This window comes from Caballeronia sp. BR00000012568055, from assembly GCF_029439455.1.
Lineage (GTDB): Bacteria > Pseudomonadota > Gammaproteobacteria > Burkholderiales > Burkholderiaceae > Caballeronia.
Map to the genome: position 1 here is coordinate 6,272 of NZ_JAQFVG010000033.1, position 3,378 is coordinate 9,649.

A 3,378-nucleotide genomic window follows, 5' to 3' on the forward strand; every position below is an offset into this window, starting at 1 on the left:
GGACTGGCGGGCGCCAGCTTCGCGATGATCGTCGTCATCCAGGTCGCATTCGGCGCGCTGCTGACGATGAACGATGGCACCTTGCCCTGCTTCCTCTCCGAAATCTTCCCGACGCGCGTGCGTTACAGCGGCTTCGCGTTCTGCTTCAATGCAGCCAATGCGCTGTTCGGCGGCACCGCGCCGCTGGTCGCGACGTGGCTGATCGGAGCGACAGGAAACAAGCTCGCGCCTGCGTGGTATCTGGTCGGGGCATCGCTGGTGGCGTTGGTTGCGATGATCGCAAGCAGAGAGACGGCAAAAGAACCGCTTGCGAAAGAGTGAGCCTGTGGTCATCGAGACACAGCTTTATTGAAATGTTTTTTGGCGCGGAATAATGGCTTCTCATCGTAGATAAGCATTTGAAATTGGGGAAGCCATGTCCCGCCGATTGCCCAGCATGAACGCCCTGCGCGCCTTCGAAGCGGCGGCGCGGCATCTGAACTTCAGCCGCGCCGCCGAAGAACTTTTCGTCACGCAAGGCGCCATCAGCCGGCAGATCAAGCTGTTAGAGGAATCGTTTGGCGTGCCGCTGTTCAGGCGGCTGACGCGCACCATCGAACTCACGGAGCACGGGCGCGAATATCTGCCCGTGGTGCGCGATGCGTTCGACCGCATCGAACAGGCTACTTTAAGGCTCGTCAATCGCGACCGGCATCGTATTCTCAACGTCAACGTGCTGCCCACGTTCGCAATGCGCTGGCTCATTCCGCGCCTGCCGCACTTCGCCATGGAGCATCCGGATATCGAAGTGCGGCTTATCACGTCGATACGTCCGGTCAACTTCTGGCGCGAGGATATCGATATCGCCATTCGCGTGGGCGTGATTCCCGACAGCGATCCCGATCCCGATGCCGCCACGCGTCCGCGCATCAGCCTGCAAATGGCGGAGGACTGGAGCAACGTGCGCGCCTACAAGCTGATGCCCGACGTGCTGATTCCCGTATGCAGCCCCGAGTTGATGAAGGACGTCGCGCAAGTGCACGAGGCGCGCGAACTATTGCAACTTCCGCTGCTGCATATGGCGACGCGCGTGCACGCATGGCCCGATTGGTTCCGCGCAAGCGGCGTCGATTACGACATCGCCGCGCATAATCAGGCTTACGGTCACTTCTTTATGGTGCTGGATGCCGCGTTGAGCGGCCGTGGCGTGGCGCTGGTGCCGCGCATGCTCGCTGCGCCCGATATTCAGGCGGGAAGACTGATCGTGCCGCTCGATCTGGAGCATGAAAGCGCGGGTGCTTATCACATGCTTTGCCGCGATCATCAGGCCGATTCGGCCACCGTGAAAGCGTTTCGCGATTGGCTATTCGCGCAGCGTGACGAGGAACACGCCTCGCTCGAGGAGACCGGCTCCTTCAGCGAAGCCGGTCTTTGATTTGAGGCCTTTAAATAAGATACGGCGCGAGCTTCGCGTCGATACTGCGGATATTCTCAAGCGTCCATTCGCGATTCACGAAAAGCTGAATCGGCAGACCGTCGGGATCGTGGACGAAGACGACGCGGCGCGCCGCATGATCGTGCGCGGCAATCAGCTTTCCGCCTGACCGTTCGATCCCTTCCAGCGCCGCATCCAGATCCGCTTCCGAACCCACTTCCACGCCGATATGATGCATCGGCATATGCGTTTCCACGTCATTGCGATACAGCACGAAATCGCCCATGCTATGCGTGCCCGCAAGCAGCGCAAACGCCTGATCGCGTCCACCGACAATCGCGTTCAAGCCAACGACGTTCGTGTAGAAATCGAACATTGCTTCGTAATCCTGCGCGACCATCGCCACATGCGCAACACGGCGTCCATGCACGAGCGAGGGTTCGATCACGCGGATTTCCGGATTGACGGGATGAAGCGGTTCGGTGAGCGGCTCATTGGTTTCGCCCGGCACCCACTTCGGCTTTTTCTTGCTGAATGATCCATGACGCGCCGAACGCCAGTCATGCACCACGTCGGCATAGATTTCCACTTCGTTGCCATCGGGGTCTTTCTGATAGAGCGAATGCGCGACATCATGATCTTCAGTGGACCGATACACCACGCCCGCCGCCACCGCCGCGCGATAACCATCGACCAATGCGGCCTCGCTTTCCACTTCGAACGCGATGTGATTGAGACCCGGCCGCTGGCCCGGCTTCGCATAGCGGCTGTTGATATCGACCAATGCGAAGTCGTGGTACGTATTGCCGTTGCTGATAAAGCTCGCCTTGTTATCCGGCTGGTTATAGACCTCTTCGAAGCCGAAAACATCGCGGTAATAGTCGCTTGCGCGCTTGTAGTCGCTGACGAACACATTGGCGTGCGCAAGACGGCGCGGTTGGAAAAAGCGGGAAGTCATCGTCGAGTCCTTGAATGTGTCAGGTGCCTACGCGCAGCGGCGCGCGCATTTTTTCGAGCAGCGCGATTACGCTCAGCGCGGTGATCAATCCGGTCTTCGGGTTGGCGCTTGGAATATTTTCGATCGTCATGGTGAAGCTGGCCGAATCCGAGTCGATGGCAATGGTGTGCGTGTTGCGCGTGAGTGCGGGATCGGCCCAGATTTCGAGCGTGGTCGCATCCGGCCCAATGCCCGCAAGCGACAGCGCCACCGCTACGTTCAGGTTCGCCGGAAAGCCTTTCGCGGCATCGCGCGGCGTGCCGCAGAAAATGCGCATCGGCGCTTTGATATCTTCGATGCGGATGCCGTTCTCTTCCAGAAATGGCGCGCCGAGCAGACCCGTGACAGGTTTGCGCGTAATCATGCGCGCGGATTTGATATTGCCGCGCGCAGCAGCGGTCACCGCATCGAGACCGAGCAGTGCGCCGGTCGGCACGCTGATCTGCCCGCCGTTTTCGCGTGCAATATCGATCAGGTCCATATGATCGAGCAACGCGCCGACTGACAACGGCACCACGGTTTTACCCGCACGCAACATCGGTTCGGCGATCTTCGGCAGCAGATGCGAGGGCGCGCATTCCACGACGACATCGGCGAATTGCGGCATCTCATCGAACGATACGATATGCACGGGCTTGCTCAGTTCGTTCATCCACGCGCTGGCTTTCGCTGCATCGCGCACGCTGACGGCTGCGAGTTCGAGACCGTCGATACCCGCATCGATCGCGCTTGCGATGGTCTTGCCCACGGTGCCAAGTCCCGCAATACCCACGCGCAGAGCTTGTTTGTCCTGCTTTTGATTCATGCTGTCTTTCTCCAAGGGATGACCTATCTTAGAGTCGCCAAAACCCCCGAACAAACGAGATTTTTTGCGTGGACGGATGAGGTCTCGTCATGCGTGATCATGCTTAGTTATGAATTGGGATCATCGTTGCGCGCAGCAAAAGTCATTTGCCGCCGCGTTTTA

4 protein-coding genes are annotated in these 3,378 nt (G+C 59.1%); 2 read left to right on the forward strand and 2 right to left on the reverse strand.

Features of this window, described 5'->3' with window-relative positions; translation table 11 throughout:
* The coding region (locus tag P7F28_RS03190; protein ID WP_368860320.1) for an MFS transporter at positions 1-321 on the forward strand (321 nt) is incomplete at its 5' end.
* A 115-nt stretch (positions 322-436) separates the two neighbouring features.
* Positions 437-1,414, forward strand: a complete 978-nt coding sequence (locus P7F28_RS03195; RefSeq protein WP_277182994.1) for a LysR substrate-binding domain-containing protein — start codon at positions 437-439, stop codon at positions 1,412-1,414.
* Positions 1,415-1,424: 10 nt separating this feature from the next.
* Here the strand turns inward: P7F28_RS03195 and P7F28_RS03200 are convergent, their stop codons facing one another.
* Complete coding sequence (locus tag P7F28_RS03200; RefSeq protein ID WP_277182995.1) at positions 1,425-2,372, reverse strand: VOC family protein; 948 nt, start codon at positions 2,370-2,372, stop codon at positions 1,425-1,427.
* A 19-nt stretch (positions 2,373-2,391) separates the two neighbouring features.
* Positions 2,392-3,216, reverse strand: a complete 825-nt coding sequence (locus P7F28_RS03205; RefSeq protein WP_277182996.1) for an aspartate dehydrogenase — start codon at positions 3,214-3,216, stop codon at positions 2,392-2,394.
* Positions 3,217-3,378: the final 162 nt, after the last annotated feature.

What these genes read in the sequence shown, in the direction of transcription:
- P7F28_RS03200 (WP_277182995.1), bottom strand. Translation starts at nt 2,372, where the DNA reads ATGACTTCCCGCTTTTTCCAACCGCGCCGTCTTGCGCACGCCAATGTG.
- P7F28_RS03195 (WP_277182994.1), top strand. Translation starts at nt 437, where the DNA reads ATGAACGCCCTGCGCGCCTTCGAAGCGGCGGCGCGGCATCTGAACTTC.
- P7F28_RS03205 (WP_277182996.1), bottom strand. Translation starts at nt 3,216, where the DNA reads ATGAATCAAAAGCAGGACAAACAAGCTCTGCGCGTGGGTATTGCGGGA.